The sequence below is a fragment of the Umezawaea tangerina genome, assembly GCF_003002815.1.
In the GTDB taxonomy this organism is placed as follows: domain Bacteria; phylum Actinomycetota; class Actinomycetes; order Mycobacteriales; family Pseudonocardiaceae; genus Umezawaea; species Umezawaea tangerina.
Genome location: NZ_PVTF01000016.1, coordinates 12,757 through 34,671, shown reverse-complemented (window position 1 = coordinate 34,671; position 21,915 = coordinate 12,757). Strand labels below are relative to the sequence as shown.

Genomic DNA, 21,915 nt, shown 5'->3' with positions numbered 1-21,915 from the left:
TTCTGTCCGTGGCCCCAACACCCCTCAACCCCTAGCGGGCCCCTACGGGCCCCTGAGGAAACGCCCCGAAAACCGGGTTCTCCCCAGCACCGCCACCCCCTCCGACCTGGTCGGAGGGGGTGGCGGCGGGTGCGGCAGGGGTGGTGGTTACTTCCCCAGCTGCTTGTTGATGAAGGCGAACAGCTCGTCGTCCGAGGCGTCGTCGAGACCGCTGGCGGCCTCGGCCTTGCCGGAGTTCCACTGGCTGACGAGCGACTGGAGCTTGATGGTGATCTTGGTGCGGGTGAGGGTGTCGGGCGTGGCCGCGGCCAGGGCCGCCTCCAGCCGGTCCAGCTCGTCGAGGACCGGCACGGTGGCGCCGCCGACGACCAGCTGGGAGTGCAGGAACCTGGCGAGCGGTTCGGCACTGGGGTGGTCGAACACCAGGGTCGCCGGGAGCTTGAGCCCGGTGGCGCCGGTGAGCGTGTTGCGCAGCTCGACCGCCGTGAGGGAGTCGAAGCCGAGGTCCTGGAACGCCTTGTCCTTGGCGACCGCGTCGGCCGAACCGTGGCCGAGCACCGCCGCGACCTGGCCGCGGACCAGGTCGACCAGCAGCGCGTGCTGCTCGACCTCGGACAGCGCGGCGAGCTTCCCGACCAGGTCGGACTCCTCGCCGGCCGCGGGGGTGGTCTCCTCCAGCGCGGCGCGCACCTCGGGCAGGTCGCCGATGAACGGGCTGGTCCTGGCCATGGTGAACGCCGGGGCGAACCTGTCCCACTCGATGTCGACCACGGTCAGCGTGGTCGCGCCGGACCGGATGGCCTTCTCCAGTGCGCTGAGCGTGAGCGCGGGCGCCATCGCGATCAGGCCGCGGCGGCGCAGGTGCTCCTCGGTGTCGCCCACGGTCGCCATGCCGCTCTCGGCCCACGGACCCCAGGAGACCGAGGTCGCGACCAGCCCGCGCGCCCGGCGGGACTCCGCCAGGCCGTCGAGGAACGCGCTGGCCGCCGAGTAGGCCGACTGGCCACCCGAACCCCAGGTGCCCGCGATCGACGAGAACACGACGAACGCGTCCAGGTCGGCGTCGGCCAGCAGCTCGTCGAGCAGGACCGCGCCCGCGACCTTCGCGGACAGCACGTCGTCGAACGTGCCCAGGTCGTGGTCCGCGATCGCCCCGTAGTGGTCCGCACCGGCCGCGTGGACGACGGCGTTCGGCGGGAGCTCGGTCAGCAGCGACGACAGCGAGTTGCGGTCGGCCACGTCGCACGCGGCGATCGTGACCCGAGCGCCCAGCTCCTCCAGCTCGGCGGTGAGCTCGGCCGCGCCGGGGGCGTCGGGCCCGCGGCGGGAGGTGAGCACCAGGTGCTCGGCGCCCTCGGTCGCGAGCCAGCGGGCGACCCGGCTGCCCAGGGCACCGGTACCGCCGGTGACCAGGACCGTGCCGCGCGGCGACCAGTCGGACAGGCCGGTCGCGGCGGGCGCGTGGGCCAGCCGTCGGCCGAACACCCCGGACGGTCGGACGGCCACCTGGTCCTCGGTGCCGACCAGCACTCCCGCGATCCGGTCGAGGGCCTTGTCCGTCAGCTCCTCCGGCAGGTCGACCAGGCCACCCCAGCGCTCGGGGTGCTCCAGGCCGATCACGTACCCGGTGCCCCAGACCGTGGACTGGGTCGGGTCGACGACGCCGTCGGAGCGGCCGGTCGACACCGCGCCGCGGGTCGCGACCCACAGCGGGGCCTCGACACCGGCGTCACCGAGCGCCTGCACGGTCAGCACGGTCGAGGTGACCGGGGTGGACAGCGCGAGCAGGGACAGCACGCCCTGCACCGGGCCGTCGGTCATGGCCTTCTCCAGCAGGGTGGAGAGACCGGCCCGGTCGACGTCGGCGTCCCACTCGACCGGAACGACGTCGACACCGCGGGCGCTCAGCCCGGCCAGCACCGCGTGCTCGGTCCCGCCCGTCGGCACGACGGCCAGCCAGCGGCCGCTCGCGCCCGTCTTCTCGGCCGGGACGGACTTCCACTCGACCTGGTAGCGCCAGCTGTCGGTGGTCGCGTTCTCGCTGTGCTGCCTGCGCCACGACGCCAGCACCGGCAGCGCGTCGCCGAACGGCGTGGACGGGTCGATGTCCGTGCCGAGCGACGCCAGGTCCTCGCTGTCGACGGCGGCCCAGAACTGGGCGTCGACCTCGCTGACCTCGGCGGACGCGGTCGTGGTCGGCCACGGCTGTGAGTCCAGCCAGAAGTGCTGGTGCTGGAACGCGTAAGTCGGCAGGTCGACCCGCTTCGCCGCGGTACCGGCGAAGAACGCCGTCCAGTCGACTGCGGTGCCGCGGGCGTGGACCCGGCCGAGGGCCGTCAGCAGGGTGCGGACCTCGTCCCGGTCCTTGCGCAGCGACGGGATCAGCACGGCGTCGGTGACGCTGTCGGCGCCCATCGCGGTGAGCACGCCGTCCGGGCCCAGCTCCAGGAAGGTCTTCACGCCCTGGCCTTCCAGGGTGGTCACGGTGTCGGCGAACCGCACCGCGTCCCGCACGTGCCGGACCCAGTACTCCGGGTCGGTCACGTCGCCGAGCATGGGGATGCTCGGCTGGTGGTAGGTCAGCCCGGAGGCGATGGACCGGAACTCGTCCAGCATCGGCTCCATCAGCGGCGAGTGGAACGCGTGGGACACGGCCAGCCGCTTGGACTTCCGGTCGGGGAACGCCCCGACGACCAGCCGCACGGCGTCTTCCGCACCCGCGATGACGATCGACGTGGGTCCGTTGATCGCCGCGATGGAGACGGCGTCCGTGAGCAGGGGCAGCACTTCTTCCTCGGTGGCCTGCAACGCCACCATCGCGCCGCCGGCGGGCAGGGCCTGCATGAGGCGACCGCGTTCGCCGACCAGCCTGGCCGCGTCCTCCAGGGAAAGGACACCGGCCACGTGGGCCGCGGCGATCTCGCCGATGGAGTGGCCGCCCAGGTGGTCGGGCTTCACGCCCCACGACTCGAAGAGGCGGTAGAGCGCCACCTCGACCGCGAAGATCGCGGGCTGGGTGAACTCCGTGCGGTCGAGGGTCTCCTCGTCGTCGATCCGGACGTCGACCAGCGCGGCGACCTCGTCGAACGCCTTCGCGAACACCGGGAACGCGGCGTGCAGCCCGCGGCCCATGCCGACCCGCTGCGAGCCCTGGCCGGTGAACAGCACCGCCAGCTTGCCCTCGACGACGGCGTCACCGGAGGACGCGGTCGCGAGACCGTCGACCAGCTCGTCCTTGTCCCCGGCCACCACGACCGCGCGGTGGGTGAGGCCGGACCTGCTGGTGAGCAAGGAGAACGCCAGGTCGGTCAGGTCGACATCGGTGGACACGACGTGCTCGCGCAGCCGTTCCGCCTGCTCCTTCAACGCTTCCGGCGACTTCGCCGCGAGCACCACCGGCACGGCCGGGAGCGTCGTCGTGGCCGACTCGACCACCACCTCCGCGACCGGCGCCTGCTCGATGATGGCGTGGGCGTTGGTGCCGCTCATGCCGAACGACGAGATCGCGGCCCGGCGCGGACGCCCGGTCTCCGGCCACGCCGCCGCCTCGGTCAGCAGCTCCACGGACCCGGAGGTCCAGTCGATCTGCGGCGACGGCTCGTCCACGTGCAGGGTCTTCGGCGCGACGCCGTGCTGGAGCGCCAGCACCATCTTGATGATCCCGGAGACACCGGAGGCGGCCTGGGTGTGGCCGATGTTGGACTTCAACGAGCCCAGCAGCAGCCGGGTCTCCCGGTCCTGGCCGTAGGTCGACAGGATGGCCTGCGCCTCGATCGGGTCGCCCAGCTTCGTGCCGGTGCCGTGGGCCTCCACGACGTCGACGTCCGTTGTGGACAGTCCGGCGGCGGCGAGCGCCTGGCGGATCACCCGCTGCTGCGACGGGCCGTTCGGGGCGGTGAGCCCGTTCGAGGCGCCGTCCTGGTTGACCGCCGAGCCGCGGATGACCGCGAGGACCTGGTGGCCGTTGCGCTGGGCGTCGGAGAGGCGTTCGACGACGAGCATGCCGACGCCCTCGCCCCAGGCCGTGCCGTCCGCCGCCGCGGCGAAGGACTTGCACGTGCCGTCGAGCGCGAGACCGCGCTGCCTGCTGAAGTCGATGAACGCGCCGGGCGTGGACATCATCGACGCGCCACCGGCCAGCGCCAGGTCGCACTCACCGGCCCGCAGTGCCTGAGCGGCGAGGTGGATCGCGACGAGCGAAGCGGAGCACGCCGTGTCGACGGTGACCGCCGGGCCCTCCAGGCCGAAGGTGTAGGACAGGCGACCGGAGACGACGCTGGCCGCGAGGCCGGTGCCGAGGTAGCCCTCGATGCCGGGCGGCAGCTCGAACGTCTGCATCGCGTAGTCCTGGCCGTTCGTGCCGGTGAAGACACCGGTCCGGCTGCCGCGCAACGACTCCGGGTCGATGCCCGCGCGTTCCATGGCCTCCCAGGACGTCTCCAGCAGCATGCGCTGCTGCGGGTCCATGGCCAGGGCCTCCCTCGGGTTGATCCCGAAGAACGCCGGGTCGAACTCGCCCGCGTCGTGCAGGAACCCGCCTCGGGTCACATACGAGGTGCCCTCGTGGTCGGGGTCCGGGTCGAACAGGTTCGCCAGGTCCCAGCCGCGGTTGGTCGGGAACTCCGAGATCGCGTCGCTGCCCGAGGTGACCAGCTCCCAGAGCTGTTCGGGCGTCTCGATCCCACCCGGCAGCCGCAGGCCCATGCCGACGATGGCGATGGGCTCGTTGGTGAAGCCCGAGGCGACGGCGGGCAGTGCCTCCGGCCTGCTGCCGACCAGCTCCTCGCGCAGGAAGGCGGCCAGCGCAGCCAGGTTCGGGTAGTCGAACACCAGCGTCGCGGGCAGCCGCAGGCCGGTGACCTCGTTGAGCTTGCCGCGCAGCTCCACGGCCGTGAGCGAGTCGAAGCCGAGTTCACGGAACGCGACCCCGAGTTCGACGGCCTGCGGCGAGGCGTACCCGAGCACGTCGGCCACCTGCCCGCGGACCAGGTCGACCAGGTGCGACCGCTGCTCGGACTCGGACAGCCCGGTGAGCTTCGCGACCAGGCCGGTGTCGTTGTCCGCGGCCGGGGTCTCCAGTGCCGCCACCACGTCCGGCAGCGCGCCGAGCAGCGGGCTGGGCCGGGCGGCGGTGAAAGCCGGGGCGAACCGGGTCCAGTCGACGTCGGCGATGACGACCGCGGCCTCCCCGAGCCCGACGGCCCGGCGCAGGGCGGCGAGGGCCAGTTCCGGGGCCAGCGCGGGGAGTCCGCGACGGCTGAGGGCGTCCCGACCCTCCTGGGTCATCGCTCCCCCGGCCCACGGGCCCCACGCCACGGAGGTGGCGGCGAGACCAGCGGCGCGGCGGCGTTCGGCCAGCGCGTCCAGGTGGGCGTCGGACGCGGCGTACGCGCCCTGGCGGCCGGAACCCCAGACGCCGGAGGTGGAGGAGAACAGGACGAACGCGTCGACCTCGCCGACCAGCGCGTCCAGGTTCTCCGCGCCCTCGACGCGGGCGGCCATGACGTGGGCCAGCTCGTCGGCGTCCATGTCCGCCAGGGCGGTGTCCTGGCCGACTCCGGCGAGGTGCACGACGGCGTTCGGCGGGTACTGGGCGACCACGGCGGCCAGGGCGTCGCGGTCGGTCACGTCGCACGGGACGACCGTGGCGCCGGGGACCTCTCCCCCGCCGCGGCTGACCAGCACGACCTCGTCGGCACCGGCCTCGGTGAGCCACGCCGCGACGTGGCGGCCGATGGCGCCCGTGCCGCCGGTCACCAGGACCGTGCCGCGCGGGGTCCAGTCGGCGCCGTTCCCGGCCGGGGCGGCGACGAGCCTGCGGGCGTGGACGACCGAGCCGCGCACGGCGACCTGGTCCTCCGTACCGCCGAGGACGGCGGCGATCCGGTCGAACGCCCTGGCGTCCAGCGCCGCGGGCAGGTCGACCAGGCCGCCCCAGCGGTCGGAGTGCTCCAGCGCGGCCACGCGGCCGAGACCCCAGACCTCGGCGGCCTCCGGGTCGGCGACGACGTCGGCCGGTCCGGTGGCGACAGCGCCGCGGGTGGCGACCCACAGCTTGGCGGTGTGGGTCTTGACCAGGTCCAGCGCCTCGGTGACGTCGTTGGTCAGCGCCAGCACGCCGTCGAGCGGTCCGTCGGTGACGACGTCGACCCCGCGGGCCGCCAGGCCCTCGGCCAGCTCGGCGTCGGTGACCAGCCAGCGGCCGGGCACGACACCGGTCGGGGTGACCGGCTGCCAGTCGATCCGGTAGCGCAGGTCGTCCACCGCGCCGTTCTCCTGGCGCGTGCGCCGCGACGACGACGGCGCGTCGACGAGCCAGAAGCGGTCGCGCTGGAACGCGTAGGTCGGCAGGTCCACCTTCCGCGCGCCGGAACGGGCGAAGTAGGCGGCCCAGTCGACCGCGATCCCGCGGACGTGGAGCGCGGCGAGCGCGCGGACCAGGGTCGTGACCTCGGAGCGGTCCTTGCGCTGCGACGCGACCAGCACGGCGTCGGTGACGCTGTCCTGCGCCATCGCGGTGAGCACGCCGTCCGGGCCCAGCTCCAGGAACGTGCTGACACCCTTGGCCTCCAGGGCCGTGACGGTGTCGGCGAACCGGACGGCGTCGCGGACGTGGCGCACCCAGTGCTCCGGGTTCGTCACGTCGCCGGGCATCGGGATCTTCGGGGTGGTGAACGCCAGACCCGCGACCACCGCGCGGAACTCGTCCAGCATCGGATCCATCAGCGGCGAGTGGAACGCATGCGACACGGTGAGGCGCTTGGACTTGCGGTCCGCGAAGTGCGCCAGCACCTGCTCGACCTCGTCCTCGGCACCGGCCACCACGACGGCGTTCGGCCCGTTGACCGCGGCGATGGACACCAAGTCCGTCAAGTGCGGGGTGACCTCGTCCTCGGTGGCCTGCAACGCGACCATCGCGCCACCGGCCGGGAGCGCCTGCATCAGGCGGCCACGGGCGGAGACCAGGGTCGCGGCGTCGGCCAGGGACAGCACCCCAGCGACGTGCGCGGCCGCGATCTCGCCGATGGAGTGCCCGCCGACGTGGTCCGGCCGCACACCCCAGGCTTCCAGGGTGCGGAACAGCGCGACCTCGACGGCGAACAGCGCGGGCTGCGTGTACTCGGTGCGGTCCAACGCCTCCGCGTCGCCGAACACCACATCGCGGAGCGGACGGTCCAGGTCCAGCTGCGCGCACACCGCGTCGAACGCGTCCGCGAACACCGGGAACGCCTCGTACAGCTCACGCCCCATGCCCAACCGCTGCGAACCCTGGCCGGTGAACAGGAACGCGAGTCCGCCGTCGGCGGCGGTGCCGCGCACCAGGTTCGGGTTCGTGCCGCCGTCACGGGCGGTGGTCAGGGCGGCGATGGCCGCGTCGCGGTCCTCGCCGAGCACCACCAGCCGGTGGGCCAGCGTCGCGCGGGTCGTGGCCAGCGAGTAGGCCACGTCAGCGGCCTCGGCGGAGGTCCACTCCAGCTGCTCGCCGATCCGCCCGGCCTGCTCGGCCAGCGCGGCGGCGTTCTTGGCCGACACCACGAACGGCGTGACCGGCAGTTCCTTGCGGACGGCCACCGGCTCGGGGGCTTCCGGCGCCTGCTCGATGATCGTGTGGGCGTTGGTGCCGCTGATGCCGAACGACGACACCGCCGCGCGGCGCGGGCGGTCGACCGAGGGCCACGCCACCGGCGAGGTGACCAGCTCGACCGCACCGGCCGACCAGTCGATCGCGGGTGACGGCTCGTCCACGTGCAGGGTCTTCGGGACCTGGCCGTGGCGCATCGCCATGACCATCTTGATGATCCCCGCCACGCCCGCCGCGGCCTGCGTGTGACCGATGTTGGACTTGACGGATCCCAGCAGCAGCGGCTCCGAGCGGTCCTGGCCGTAGGTCGCGAGCAGTGCCTGCGCCTCGATCGGGTCACCCAGCGAGGTGCCGGTGCCGTGGGCCTCCACGACGTCGATGTCCGAAGTGGACAGACCGGCGCTCGCCAGTGCCTTGCGGATCACCCGCTGCTGCGAAGGACCGTTCGGGGCGGTGAGGCCGTTGGAGGCGCCGTCCTGGTTCACGGCCGAGCCGCGGACCAGGGCGAGCACCTGGTGGCCGTTGCGCCGCGCGTCGGACAGCCGCTCGACGAGCAGCATGCCGACGCCTTCACCCCAGCCGGTGCCGTCGGCCGCGGCGGCGAACGACTTGATCCGGCCGTCGGTGGCCAGACCGCGCTGGCGGGAGAAGTCGATGAACGTACCGGGCGTGGACATGATCGTCACACCACCCGCGAGCGCCAGGTCGCAGTCGCCGTTGCGCAGGGCCTGGACGGCCATGTGCAGCGCCACCAACGAGGACGAGCACGCGGTGTCGACCGTGACGGCCGGACCTTCCAGCCCGAACGTGTAGGAGATGCGGCCGGACGCGATGGCGGCGGAGTTGCCGGTGCCGAGGTGGCCCTCGACGCCGTCCGGGATGTCCTCCAGCAGCGCCAGGTAGTCCTGGCCGTTGCTGCCCGCGAACACACCGGTCTGGCTGCCGCGCAGGGTCGCCGGGTCGATGCCCGCGCGCTCGAACGCCTCCCACGACGTCTCCAGCAGCAACCGCTGCTGCGGGTCCATCGCGGTGGCCTCGCGGGGCGAGATGCCGAAGAACGCCGGGTCGAACCTCGTGGCCCCGTCGAGGAAAGCGCCCTCGCGGGTGTAGGTCGTGCCCTGGTGGTCGGGGTCGTCGTGGAACAGGGTCGACAGGTCCCAGCCGCGGTCGGTCGGGAACGGGGTGACCGCGTCACCGCCCGCCAGCACCAGGTCCCACAGCTGTTCGGGCGAGGCGATCCCGCCCGCGAACCGGCAGCTCATCGCGACGATGGCGATCGGCTCGTCGGTAGTCGCCGCGGCCACCACCTCGGCGACCTCGACCTGCGAGCCCAGCAGCTCGGTGCGCAGGTGGTTCGCCAGGGTGACGGCGTTCGGGTAGTCGAACACCAGCGTCGCGGGCAGTCGCAGGCCGGTGGCGGTGTTGAGGGTGTTGCGCAGCTCCACGGCCGTGAGCGAGTCGAACCCGAGCTCCTGGAACGCCCGGTCCTTGTCGACGGCGTCGGCCGAGCTGTGGCCGAGCACCGAGGCGACCTGGTCGCGCACGACGTCGACCAGCAGCGCGGACTGCTCGGCCTCGGAGAGGCCGACGAGCCTGCCCGCCAGTTCTGACACCGCACCGGTCTCGGCGGGGCTGTCGTCGGCGAGCGCCTTGCGCACCTCGGGCAGGTCGCCGATGAACGCGCTGGGCCGGGCGAGGGTGAAGGCGGGGGTGAACTTCTCCCACTCCATGTCCACGACGGTGACGGTCGGCTCCCCGGAGCGGATGGCCCGCTCCAGCGCGGCCAGCGTCGAGGTGGGCGACATCGTGACGAGACCGCGCTTGCGCAGGTGCGCCTCGGTGTCGCCGACGGTCGCCATGCCGCTCTCGGCCCACGGGCCCCAGGACACCGACGTCGCGACGAGTCCCCTGGCACGGCGGGACTCCGCGAGACCGTCGAGGAACGCGCTGGCGGCGGAGTAGGCGGACTGGCCGCCGGAACCCCACGTGCCCGCGATGGAGGAGAACACCACGAAGGCGTCCAGGTCGGCGTCGGCGAGCAGTTCGTCCAAGAGCACCGCGCCGGACACCTTGCCGGACAGCACCTCGTCGAAGATCGCGAGGTCGTGGTCGGCGATGCCCATCGTGTAGTCGGCACCGGCCGCATGCACCACGGCGTTCGGCGGGAACTCGGTCAGCAGCGCCTCGAGGGAACCGCGGTCGGCCACGTCGCACGCGGCGATCGTGACGCGAGCGCCCAGTTCTTCCAGCTCCGCCTGGAGTTCCGCCGCACCGGGGGCGTCGAGGCCGCGACGGGAGGTGAGCACGAGGTGTTCGGCGCCACCGGTGGCCAGCCAACGGGCGACCTTGCCGCCCAGCGCGCCGGTACCACCCGTGACGAGGACCGTGCCGCTCGGCGACCACTCGGCGAGCCGGTCGCGCAGCGGGGCGTGCACCAGCCGTCGGCCGAACACCCCCGAGCCGCGCACCGCGACCTGGTCCTCCACGCCGTTGAGCACGCCGACGAGCCGGTCGAACAGCCGCTCGTCCAGCGCCTCCGGCAGGTCGACCAGGCCACCCCAGCGGTCCGGGTGCTCCAGGCCGACCACGTAGCCGAGACCCCAGACCTGGGTCTGCGTCGGGACGACCACGCCATCGGAGCGGCCGGTGGACACCGCGCCGCGGGTCGCGACCCACAGCGGTGCGGCGATCTCGGCGTCGCCGAGCGCCTGCACGACCACGACGGACGCCGTGACGTCGCCCTTGAGCGCGACCAGCGACAGCACGCCGTCGACCTCACCGATCTCGGCGAACGACGTGGCGAGCGTGGCGCGGTCGGCGAACTCGACCGGGACCACCTCGGCGCCGCGGGCGGTCAGCGCGGCGGTGAACTCCTCGGCGGCGAGGCCGGTGGGCACGACCAGCGCCCAGCGGCCGGTCAGCACGGGCGCGCCGACATCCGTCAGCGGCAGCCAGGTGACCCGGTAGCGCCATCCGTCGATCCGGCTGTGCTCCCGGCGGGCCTTGCGCCAGGACGACAGCGCGGGGAGCACCTGCCCCAGCGCGCTCTCGTCGAGGTCGAGGGTGCTGCCGACAACGCCGAAGTCCTCGCGTTCGACGGCCTCCCAGAACTTCGCCTCGGCCTCGTCAACGGCACCGCCCGCACCGGTCGGGAAGTCCTGAGACTCCAACCAGAACCGCTGCCGCTGGAACGCGTACGTCGGCAGCTCGACCCGCCGCGCCCCCGTCCCGGCGAAGAACGCGTCCCAGTCGACGCGGACACCTCGGTTGTGCAGGGTCGCGACGGCCGACGTGAGCACAGCGGCCTCGGGACGGTCCTTGCGCTGCCCGGCGACCAGCACGGCCTCGGTGACGGAGTCCTGGCCCATCGCGGTGAGCACACCGTCCGGGCCCAGCTCCAGGAACGTCCGCACACCGGCGGTTTCCAGGGTCTTGACGGTGTCGGCGAACCGGACGGCGTCGCGGACGTGGCGGACCCAGTACTCCGGGTCGGTCACCTCGCCCAGCAGCGGGATCGTCGGCTCGGTGAAGGTCAGGTCCGCGACCACGGCCCGGAACTCGTCCAGCATCGGCTCCATCAGCGGCGAGTGGAACGCGTGCGACACGCTGAGGCGCTTGGACTTCCGGTCCGCGAAGTGCGCCAGCACCCGCTCGACCGCGTCCTCGGCTCCGGCGACGACGACGGCGTTCGGGCCGTTGACCGCCGCAATGGAAACAATGTTATCAATCAGCGGAAGGACTTCGTCCTCGGTCGCCTGGACCGCGACCATCGCGCCACCGGACGGCAGCGCCTGCATGAGGCGACCGCGTTCGGACACGAGCTTCGCGGCGTCCTCCAGCGACAGCACCCCGGCCACGTGGGCCGCGGCGATCTCGCCGATCGAGTGCCCGCCCAGGAAGTCGGGCCGGACACCCCACGACTCCACCAACCGGTACAGCGCGACTTCCAGGGCGAAGATCGCGGGCTGCGCGAACTCCGTGCGGTCCAGGGTCTCCTGGTCGTCGATCCGCAGGTCGACCAGCGCGGCGATCTCGTCGAACGCCTTCGCGAACACCGGGAACGCGGCGTACAGCTCACGCCCCATGCCCGCGCGCTGCGAGCCCTGGCCGGTGAACAGGACGGCGAGCTTGCCGTCTGCCACGGCGTCGAGCCCACGGCCCTCGGAGATCGCGGTCAGGCCACGCACGAGCTCGTCGTGGTCGCTCGCGACGACGGCCGCGCGGTGCGGCATCGGGGTCCGGCCGGTGGCGGAGAACGCCAGGTCGGTCAGGGAGACCGCCGGGTCCACGGCCAGCAGCGCGGCGGCCTGGCCCTTGAGGGCGTCAGCGGACTTGGCCGACAGCACCACGGGCACGACCGGCAGTTCCGCCGTCTCGCCGGCCACGACCGCGTTGGGCGCCTCTTCGACGATCAGGTGGGCGTTGGTGCCGCTCATGCCGAACGCGGACACCGCGGCCCGGCGGACGCGGCCCGTCTCGGGCCACTCCTGCGCCTCGGTCAGCAGCTCGACCGAGCCGGAGGTCCAGTCGATGTGCGGCGACGGCTCGTCCACGTGCAGGGTCTTGGGCATGATCCCGTGACGGATCGCCATGACCATCTTGATGACGCCGGAGACACCCGCCGCGGCCTGCGTGTGGCCGATGTTGGACTTGAGCGAGCCGAGCCGCAACGGGATCTCGCGGTCGCGGCCGTAGGTGGAGAGCAGGGCCTGCGCCTCGATCGGGTCACCCAGCTTCGTGCCGGTGCCGTGCGCCTCGATCAGGTCGACGTCCTGGGTGGACAGTCCGGCGTTGGCCAGCGCCTGGCGGATGACCCGCTGCTGCGACGGACCGTTAGGGGCCGTCAGGCCGTTCGAGGCGCCGTCCTGGTTGACCGCCGAGCCGCGGATGACCGCGAGCACCTGGTGGCCGTTGCGCCGCGCGTCGGACAACCGTTCGACGAGCAGGATGCCGACGCCCTCACCCCAGCCGGTGCCGTCGGCGGCGGCCGCGAACGACTTGCACCGCCCGTCCACCGCGAGGCCGCGCTGGCGGGAGAAGTCGATGAACGCGCCGGGCGTCGACATCATCGACGCGCCACCGGCCAGCGCCAGGTCGCACTCACCGGCCCGCAGTGCCTGCACGGCGAGGTGGATCGCGACCAGCGAGGCAGAGCACGCGGTGTCGACCGTGACGGCCGGACCTTCCAGCCCGAACGTGTAGGAGACGCGGCCGGACACGACGCTGGCCGCGAGGCCGGTGCCGAGGTAGCCCTCGATGCCCGGCGGCAGCTCGAACGTCGCCGCCGCGTAGTCCTGGCCGTTGGTACCGGTGAACACGCCGGTCCGGCTGCCGCGCAACGACTCCGGGTCGATCCCGGCCCGTTCCACGGCCTCCCACGAGGTCTCCAGCAGCATCCGCTGCTGCGGGTCCATCGCCAGCGCCTCGCGCGGGTTGATGCCGAAGAACCCGGCGTCGAACTCGGCGGCCTGGTGCAGGAACGCGCCTTCGCGCGAGTACGAGGTGCCCTCGTGGTCGGGGTCGGGGTCGTAGAGGTTCTCCAGGTCCCAGCCGCGGTCGGTCGGCCAGCCGCCGACGGCGTCCGTGCCGGTGGACACCAGGCGCCACAGGTCTTCCGGCGTCTGCACGTCACCGGGTAGGCGGCAGCCCATGCCGACGATGGCGATCGGCTCGTCGAGCGCTCCTCCGGCGGCGACCGCCGGGGCCGCCTCCGGCGCGCTGCCGAACAGCTCGTCCCGCAGGTGCGTCGCGAGCGCGGCGAGGTTGGGGTAGTCGAAGATCAGCGTGGCGGGCAGCCGGAGTCCGGTCGCCTCGGCCAGCTTCGTGCGCAGCTCCACGGCGGTCAGCGAGTCGAAGCCGAGGTCGCGGAACGCGAGACCGGGCTCCACCGCGTCCACGGAGGCGTAGCCGAGCACCTGCGCGACCTGCTCGCGCACGAGGTCGACCAGTGCGGCCTCCTGCTCGGCGGTCGCACGGCCCGCGAGGGTGTCGGTCAGGTCGGTCTCGGTGGTCTCCTCGGCGGGCTTGAGCGCCGCGACGACCTCGGGCAGGTCACCGAGCAGCGGGCTCGGCCGGGTGGCGGTGAACGCCGGGGCGAAGCGGGCCCAGTCGACGTCGGCGACGACGAGCGTGGACCGCCCGCCCGCCACGGCCTTGCCGAGTCCGGCGAGCGCGGCGGCCGGGGCCAGCGGCGTGACGCCCCGGCGGCGCAGGAGGTCCGCCCACTCGGCGTCCCCACCGGCCCAGGGGCCCCACGAGATCGAGAGCGCGGCCAGGCCGCGGGCCTGCCGGGACTCGGCGAGCGCGTCCAGGAAGGCGTCACCGGCGGCGTAACCGCACTGCCTGCTCGCGCCCCAGACACCGGACGTCGAGGAGAACAGCACGAACGCGTCGACGTCACCGACCAGCTCGTCCAGCAGGCGGGTGCCCTCGACACGAGCCGATCGGACCTCGGACAGCAGGTCGAGGTCGGTCTCGGTGATCGAGGTGTCCTGGCCGAGGCCCGCCAGGTGCAGCACGGCGTTCGGCGGGAACTCGCGGAGCAGGGCTTCCAGGGAGGCGCGGTCGGTCACGTCGCACGCGGCGACCGTGACCCGTGCGCCGAGTCCTTCGAGGTCGGTGACCAGCTCGGGAGCCGCGACGCCGTGCCGGGACGTGAGCACCAGGTGCTCCGCGCCCTCGGTCGCGAGCCAGCGGGCCACGTGGCCGCCGAGCACGCCGGTGCCGCCGGTGACGAGCACCGTGCCGGTCGGCTTCCAGGCCTCGGAGCCGGTGGCGGGAGCGTGGTCGAGGCGGCGGGCGAAGATGCCCGTCCCGCGCACGGCCACCTGGTCCTCGGCGCCGACCAGCGCGATGGCCAACCGGTCGAGCACGCGGTCGTCCAGGGTGCCGGGCAGGTCGACCAGGCCGCCCCAGCGGTCGGGGTGCTCCAGCGCGGCCACGCGGCCGAAGCCCCACACCTGGGCGGCGTCGGGGTTCGCGGGCTGACCGTCGAGCGAGACGGCCTCGCGGGTGAGCGCCCACAGCGGGGCGGTGGTGCGCTGGACCAGCAGCAGGGTCGACTCGACCCCACCGGCCGACAAGACGCCGTCGAACTCCTGGTCCGGCAGGTCGGCGACGTCGTCGATCGCCGTCACGTCCAGGCCGCGGTCGGCCAGTCCGGTGGCGACCTCTTGGTCGCCGACGACGAGCCAGCGGCCGTAGGCCATGGCGGTGCCGGGCTTGGCGACCGGCTGCCAGGTGACGCGGTAGCCCGCGGTCTCCTTCGGCTTCGTCGGGGTCACGTCGAACCAGTAGCGCTCCCGCTGGAACGCGTAGGTCGGCAGGTCGATCCTCCGGGCGCCCGTGCCCGCGTAGAACGCGGTCCAGTCGACCGGGACGCCGCGGACGTGCAGGGCTCCGACCGCGCGGAGCAGCGTGGTGACCTCGTCGCGGTCCTTGCGCTGCGCCGCGACCAGTGCCGCGCCGGACACGCTGTCCGCGGCCATCGCGGTCAGCACCCCGTCCGGGCCCAGCTCCAGGAACGTGCCGACGCCCTTGGCCTCCAGCGTCGTCACGGTCTCGGCGAACCGGACCGCGCCGCGCACGTGCCGCACCCAGTACTCCGGGTCGGTCACCTCGCCCAGCAGCGGGATCTTCGGCTCGGCGAAGGTCAAGCCCGCGACCACGGCCCGGAAGTCGTCCAGCATCGGGTCCATCAGCGGCGAGTGGAACGCGTGAGAAACGCTGAGGCGCTTGGACTTCCGGTCGACGAAGTGCGTCAGCACCTCGGCCACGGCGTCCTCGGCCCCGGCGATGACGAGCGACGTCGGGCCGTTGATCGCGGCGATGGACACCAGGTCCGTGAGATGCGGCGTGACCTCGTCCTCGGTCGTCTGGAGGGCGACCATCGCGCCACCGGCGGGCAACGCCTGCATGAGGCGGCCGCGAGCCGTCACCAGCGTGGCGGCGTCGGCCAGCGTGAGCACCCCGGCGACGTGCGCCGCGGCGATCTCGCCGATCGAGTGGCCCGCCACGAAGTCGGGGCGGATCCCCCAGGCCTCGACGAGCCGGAAGAGTGCGACCTCCAGGGCGAACAGCGCGGGCTGCGTGTACTCGGTGCGGTCCAACGCCTCCGCGTCGCCGAACACCACATCGCGGAGCGGGCGGTCCAGGTCCAGCTGGGCGCACACCGCGTCGAACGCGTCCGCGAACACCGGGAACGCCTCGTACAGCTCACGACCCATGCCCAACCGCTGCGAACCCTGGCCGGTGAACAGGAACGCCGACCGACCCTCGGCCGCGACACCCCGCTCCCCCGTGCCGTTCGCGAGCGAGGAAAGGCCCGCGAGCAGTTCGTCGTGGTCCCGCGCGACGATCGTGGCGCGGTGGTCGAGCTGCGCCCGCGTGGTGGCCAGTGAGAAGCCCAGATCCGTCAGGTCGACACCGTCCACAACGGACTTCAGCTTCGCGGCCTGGTCGCGCAGGGCGGCGGCGGTCTTGCCGGACAGCACCACCGGCACGGCCGCCAACGGCTGCCTCCGCACGACCGGTGCTTCCAGTTCCGGCGCCTGTTCGATAACGGCGTGGGCGTTGGTGCCGCTGAACCCGAACGAGGACACGGCGGCGCGGCGCGGACGGCCGGTCCGCGGCCATTCCGTCGTCGACGTCACCAGTTCGACCGACCCGGCGTCCCACTCGACCTGCGGGGAGGGCGCGTCGACGTGCAGGGTCTTGGGCACGAGGCCGTGGCGCATGGCCATGACCATCTTGATCACGCCGCCGACGCCGGACGCGGACTGGGTGTGGCCGATGTTGGACTTGAGCGAGCCGAGCAGCAGCGGCCGTTCGCGGTCCTGGCCGTAGGTCGCCAGCAGGGCCTGGGCCTCGATCGGGTCGCCGAGCGCGGTGCCGGTGCCGTGGGCCTCGACGACGTCCACTTCGGACGGCGCGAGACCGGCGTTGCCGAGCGCGTGCCGGATGACCCGCTGCTGCGACGGACCGTTCGGGGCGGTCAGTCCGTTGGAGGCACCGTCCTGGTTCACGGCCGTGCCGCGCACGACGGCGAGCACCTGGTGGCCGTTGCGCTGGGCGTCGGACAGCCGCTCGACGAGCAGCATGCCGACGCCCTCGCCCCAGCCGGTGCCGTCGGCGGCCGCGGCGAACGCCTTGCAGCGCCCGTCCACGGCCAGACCGCGCTGGCGGGAGAAGTCGATGAACGTGCCGGGCGTGGACATGACCGTGACGCCACCGGCCAGCGCGAGGTCGCAGTCACCGCTCCGGAGCGCCTGCACGGCGAGGTGCAGGGCGACGAGCGATGACGAGCAGGCCGTGTCGACCGTGACCGCCGGACCTTCCAGCCCGAACGTGTAGGACACGCGGCCGGACACGACGCTGGCGGCGTTGCCGGTGCCGAGGTGGCCCTCCAGGCCGTCCGGCACCTCCTCCAGCAGCGACAGGTAGTCGTGGTTGTTGGTGCCCGCGAAGACACCGGTCCGGCTGCCGCGCAACGAGGTCGGGTCGATCCCGGCCCGCTCGAACGCCTCCCACGACGTCTCCAGCAGCAACCTCTGCTGCGGGTCCATCGCGGTGGCCTCGCGGGGCGAGATGCCGAAGAACGTGGGGTCGAACCGCGGCGCGTCGTAGAGGAACCCGCCCTCGCGGGCGTAGGAGGTGCCCTGGCGGGTGGGGTCCGGGTCGTACAGCGCGTCGAGGTCCCAGCCGCGGTCGGTCGGCATCCCCGCCACCGCGTCCGTGCCCTCGAACACCAGCCGCCACAGGTCCTCCGGCGACGAGACGTCACCGGCGTAGCGGCAGCTCATCGCGACGATGGCGATCGGCTCGTCGGTGTGGCCCGACGTCGTGACCTGCGCGGTCTCGGTACGGGTGCCGACCAGCTCGCCGTGCAGGAACGTCGCCAGCACACCGGCGTTCGGGTAGTCGAACACCAGCGTCGCGGGCAGCCGCAGCCCGGTGTCGGCGGTGAGCCGGTTGCGCAGGTCCACCGCGGTCAGCGAGTCGAAGCCCAGCTCCCGGAACGCCCGACCGGTCTCGATCGCGTCGACCGACGAGTACGCCAGCACCGCCGCGGTGTGCGTGCGGACCAGCTCCACCACGGCGTTGCGCTGCTCGGCCTCGGTGAGCCCGGCCAGCTTGCGCACCAGCTCGGACTCACCGGCCGGGGCGGTGCCCTCCAGCGACTCCAGTGCCGCCCGCACCTCGGGCAGGTCGCCGATCAGCGGGCTCGGCCTGGCCATGGTGAACGCGGGCGTGAACTTCGACCAGTCCATGTCGACCACGGTCACGGTCGGCTCGCCGGAGCGGATCGCCCGACCCAGCGCGGTGACCGTGAGCTCGGGGGACATCGAGGTCAGACCGCGCTTGCGCAGGTGCGCCTCGGTCTCGCCCACGGTCGCCATGCCGCTCTCGGCCCACGGGCCCCAGGACACCGACGTGGCCACAAGTCCCCTGGCGCGGCGGGACTCCGCGAGACCGTCGAGGTACGCGCTGGCCGCGGAGTACGCGGCCTGCCCGCCACTGCCCCAGGTACCCGCGATCGACGAGAACACCACGAAGGCGTCCAGGTCCTTGTCGGACAACAGCTCGTCCAGGTGCGCGGCGCCGTCGACCTTGGCGCGCAGCACCTCGTCGAACTCGGCGACGCCGTGCTCCTCCAGCGCCATCAGGTAGTCCGCGCCCGCCGCGTGCACGACCGCGTTCGGCGGGTGCTCCTCCAGCAGGGCGGCCAGCGCGTCGCGGTCGGCCACGTCGCACGCGACGATCGTGACGCGGGCGCCCAGTTCCTCCAGCTCCGCCCGGAGTTCCGCCGCACCGGGGGCGTCGAGGCCGCGGCGGGAGGTCAGGACGAGGTGGTCAGCTCCAGAACCAGCCAACCAGCGAGAAACACGTCCACCCAGCGCTCCAGTACCACCAGTGACGATAACCGTTCCGCTCGTCTTCCACGACGTCTCCTCCGAGTTGAGCGGGGCGTGCACGAGCCTGCGGCCGAAGACGCCGGACCCGCGGATGGCGACCTGGTCCTCGTCGCCGATCCCGGCCAGCACGGTCGCGAGGCGGTCGAGCGCCCGCTTGTCCATGCCTGTGCTTGTTCCTTGTCGGCCGGGCAGGTCCACGACGCCGCCGTACCGGTCGGCGTGCTCCAGACCCACCACGTACCCGACGCCCCACACCTGGGTCTGCGCCGGGTCGACCACGCCGTCGGAACGACCGGTCGACACCGCGCCGCGGGTCGCGACCCACAGCGGGGCCGTGATCCCCGCGTCGCCCAACGACTGCACCACGACGACGGTGGCCGAGGCGGGCGCGTCCAGCGCGACCAGCGACAGCACCCCGTCGACCTCGCCCACCGCGCTCAGGGCGGCGGTGAGGGTCTCGCGGTCGGTACCGGGTGCGACGGGCACCCGGACGATCTCCAGGCCACGTTCGGCCAGCCCGTCGACGACGTCGGCGTGGCCGTCACCGAGCACCAGCCAGCGCCCCGACGCCGGGGCGGTGCCGAGGTCGGTCAGCGGCTGCCAGGTCACGCGGTAGCGCCACGCGTCGACCTTGCCGCTCTCCTGCCGCGCCCGCCGCCAGGTGGCCAGCGCGGCCACGGCGTCGGCGCCCAGGTCCAGGCCGTCGCCCAGCGGGTGCAGGTCGCCGCTGTCGACGGCGGCCCAGAACTCCGCGTCCACCTCGCCACCGGCGGTGGCGGTGCGGACCGGGGACATCTCCAGCCAGAAGTGCTCGCGCTGGAAGGCGTAGGTCGGCAGCGGCACTGGGCGGCCGCCGTCGACGAGGGCGGACCAGTCGACCCGGACGCCGCGCACGTGCAGCTCGGCGACGGCCCGCAGCAGGGTCGCGACCTCGGGGCGGTCCTTGCGCTGCCCCGCGACCAGCACGGCCTCGGTGACCGAGTCCTGGCCCATCGCGGTGAGCACGCCGTCCGGGCCCAGCTCCAGGAACGTGCGGACGCCGTCGGCCTCCAGAGTCCGGACGGCGTCGGCGAACCGGACCGTCCCGCGCACGTGCCGCACCCAGTACTCCGGGTCGGTCACCTCGCCGAGGACGGGGATGGTGGGCTCGTTGAAGGTCAGGGTCGACACGACGGCCCGGAAGTCGTCGAGCATCGGGTCCATCAGCGGCGAGTGGAAAGCGTGCGACACGGCCAGGCGCTTGGACTTGCGGTCGGCGAAGTGGGTCAGCACCTGCTCGACCTGGGCCTCGTCACCGGCGATGACGACCGACCTGGGACCGTTGATCGCCGCGAGGGAAACCGAGGATTTCGCCAGATCGTCGGCTCCGCCGACGGCGAGGTGCGGGAGGACTTCCTCCTCGGTGGCCTGCAACGCGACCATCGCGCCACCGGCGGGGAGCGCCTGCATGAGCTTGCCGCGAGCCGCCACGAGCTTCGCGGCGTCTTCCAGCGACAGCACACCGGCCACGTGCGCGGCGGCGATCTCGCCGATCGAGTGGCCGGTCAGGAAGTCGGGCTTGACGCCCCACGACTCGACCAGCCGGTAGAGGGCGACCTCCAGCGCGAACAGCGCGGGCTGGGTGAACTCCGTGCGGTCCAGCGTCTCCTGGTCGTCGACCCGGACGTCCACCAGCGCCGCGACCTCGTCGAACGCCTTCGCGAACACCGGGAACGCCGCGTGCAGCTCACGGCCCATGCCCGCACGCTGCGAGCCCTGGCCGGTGAACAGGAACGCCGTGCGGCCGTCGACCGTGCGGCCGGTGACCACGTTCCCGCCCTGGTCCCCGCTCGCCAGTGCGTCGACACCGCGGCGGAGGTCTTCCGGGGTCTCGCCGAGCACGACGGCCCGGTGGTCGAACGTCGACCTGGTGGTGGCCAACGAGAAGGCCACGTCGGCCGGGTCGGCGAGGTCGTGCCCGCGCAGCCGGTCGGCCTGGCCGCGCAACGCCTGCTCGCTGCGGGCGGACAGCACCCACGGCACCAGCCCGCCGACGACCGACGGCGCCTCGCGCTCGGCCTCGTCGGCTTCCGGTGCCTGTTCGATGATGGTGTGGGCGTTGGTACCGCTGACCCCGAACGACGACACGGCCGCCCGGCGCGGACGGCCGGTCTCCGGCCACGACTCCTCTTCGGTGAGCAGCTTCACCGACCCGGCCGACCAGTCGACCTGCGAGGTCGGCTCGGACACGTTCAGGGTGCGCGGCGCGACCCCGTTGCGGATGGCCATGACCATCTTGATCACGCCACCGACTCCGGCGGCGGCCTGCGAGTGGCCGATGTTGGACTTGAAGGACCCGAGCAGCAGCGGGCGTTCGCGGTCCTGGCCGTAGGTGGCCAGCAGCGCGCCGGCCTCGATCGGGTCGCCGAGCCGGGTGCCGGTGCCGTGCGCCTCGACGACGTCCACATCGGACGGTGCGAGCTTGGCACTGGCCAGCGCGGCCTTGATGACCCGCCGCTGGGCCGGCCCGTTGGGCGCGGTCAGGCCGTTCGAGGCGCCGTCCTGGTTGATCGCGGAGCCCTTGACCACGGCGAGCACCTGGTGGCCGTTGCGCTGGGCGTCGGAGAGCTTCTCCAGCAGCAGGATGCCCGCGCCCTCGGCCCAGCCGGTGCCGTCGGCGGTCTCGGAGAACGCCTTGCAGCGCCCGTCCGCGGACAGGCCGCCCTGCTTGTCGAACTCGGAGAACACCGAGGCGTTGGCCATGACCATGACGCCGCCCGCCAGCGCCATCGAGCACTCGCCGTTGCGCAGCGCCTGCACGGCCAGGTGGATCGCGACCAGCGAGGAGGAGCACGCGGTGTCGATCGTGACGGCCGGGCCCTCGAAACCGAACGTGTAGGCGACCCGGCCGGAGAACACGCTGGGCGTGCTGCCGGTGAGCAGGTGGCCTTCCAGGCCCTCGGGCACCTCGTCCAGCCCGGCGCCGTAGCCGGTGGCGCTGCCGCCGACGAACACCCCGGTCTGGCTGCCGCGCATCGACCTCGGGTCGATGCCGGCGCGCTCCACGACCTCCCACGACGTCTCCAGCAGCAGTCGTTGCTGCGGGTCCATCGCCAGGGCCTCGCGGGGCGAGATGCCGAAGAACGCCGGGTCGAACTCCGCCGCGTCGTAGAGGAAACCGCCGCCGGACACGCCGAACGTCAGGTCCTCGTCGAGCCAGCCGCGGTCGGCGGGCAGCCCCGAGATGGCGTCGCCGCCGGTGGACACGAGCCGCCACAGGTCTTCCGGCGAGCTGACGCCACCGGGGTAGCGGCAGCTCATCGACACGATCGCGATGGGCTCGCGAGCAGCGGACACGAGCTGCTGGTTCTGCTTGCGCAGCCGCTCGGTCTCCTTCAGGGACGCCCGCAGCGCCGCGACGACTTTTTCGTTGGAGGTCAT

The 21,915-nt window shown here is 73.1% G+C and carries 1 protein-coding gene; it reads right to left on the bottom strand.

Annotated elements, in window-relative coordinates:
- Positions 1–147: 147 nt before the first annotated feature.
- Positions 148–21,915 carry a type I polyketide synthase gene (locus tag CLV43_RS39610; protein WP_106194590.1) on the bottom strand — a complete coding sequence of 7,256 codons (21,768 nt, stop codon included), beginning with the start codon at positions 21,913–21,915 and terminating at the stop codon, positions 148–150.

Bases quoted from the DNA above. Each gene is read 5' to 3' on its own strand.
- CLV43_RS39610 (WP_106194590.1), bottom strand. From the start codon at position 21,915: ATGACCTCCAACGAAAAAGTCGTCGCGGCGCTGCGGGCGTCCCTGAAG.